The 1,336-nt window shown below is 64.9% G+C and carries 1 protein-coding gene; it reads left to right on the plus strand.

The features are described 5' to 3' along the window. Nucleotides 1-1,326 (plus strand): xylose isomerase (gene xylA / locus XalbCFBP2523_RS15745; RefSeq protein WP_080928166.1); only part of this gene is annotated, 1,326 nt, incomplete at its 5' end. Nucleotides 1,327-1,336: the final 10 nt, after the last annotated feature.

Below are 1,336 nucleotides of genomic sequence, written 5' to 3' on the forward strand. Positions count from 1 at the left end.
TATATCGGCGCCAAGGAATATTTTCCGGGCATCGGCCGCATTCCATTCGAAGGCAAGGCCTCGGACAACCCGCTGGCGTTCAAGGTCTACGACGCCGACAAGCAGATTGGCGGCAAATCCATGGCCGCGCACCTGCGTTTTGCTGTGGCGTATTGGCACAGTTTCTGCGGCAACGGCGCCGATCCGTTCGGTCCGGGCACGCGCGCCTATCCGTGGGATGCCGGTAGCGACGCACTAGCACGGGCCGAGGCCAAGGCCGATGCGGCATTCGAGTTTTTCACCAAGCTCGGCGTACCGTATTACTGCTTCCACGATGTGGATCTGGCCCCGGACGCGGAGGCCATCGGCCAGTACGAGAAAAATCTACAGCACATGGTCGGCATCGCCAAGCAGCGCCAGGCCGACACCGGCATCAAGTTGCTGTGGGGCACGGCCAATCTGTTCTCGCATCCGCGCTATATGAACGGTGCGGCGACCAACCCGGATTTTGACGTGGTGGCGCGCGCGGCGGTGCAGGTCAAGGCGGCGTTGGAGGCGACGGTGGCCTTGGGCGGGGAGAACTACGTGTTCTGGGGCGGTCGCGAGGGCTATGCGTGCCTGCACAACACGCAGATGCGGCGCGAGCAAGAGCATCTGGCGCGCTTCCTCACTCTGGCGCGCGACTACGGACGCAGCATCGGCTTCAAGGGCAATTTCCTGATCGAGCCCAAGCCGATGGAGCCGATGAAGCACCAGTACGATTTCGACAGCGCCACGGTGGTGGGTTTCCTGCGCCAGCACGGGCTGGACCAGGATTTCAAGCTCAACATCGAGGCCAACCACGCCACGTTGTCCGGGCACAGTTTCGAGCACGATCTGCAGGTGGCCAGCGATGCGGGCCTATTGGGCAGCATCGACGCCAACCGCGGCAATCCGCAGAACGGCTGGGACACCGACCAGTTCCCGGTGGATCTGTACGACACGGTGGGGGCGATGCTGGTGGTGCTGCGGCAGGGCGGCCTGGCGCCGGGTGGGTTGAACTTCGATGCGAAGGTGCGGCGCGAATCGTCCGATCCGCAGGATCTGTTCGTGGCGCACATCGGCGGGATGGACGCGTTCGCGCGCGGGCTGGAAGTGGCGCACGCGCTGCTGACGTCCTCGCCGCTGGAGCAGTGGCGCAAGGCGCGCTACGCGAGTTTCGACAGCGGTGCGGGGGCGGCGTTCGCGGCGGGCAAGAGCACGCTGGCGGAGCTGGCCGCGCATGCGGGCAAGGTCGGCGAACCGACGCAGCGCAGTGGCCGCCAGGAAGCCTACGAGAACCTGATCAACCAGTATCTGCTGCGTTGATGCGGTGTGC

The organism is Xanthomonas albilineans (assembly GCF_002939705.1).
GTDB lineage: Bacteria > Pseudomonadota > Gammaproteobacteria > Xanthomonadales > Xanthomonadaceae > Xanthomonas_A > Xanthomonas_A albilineans.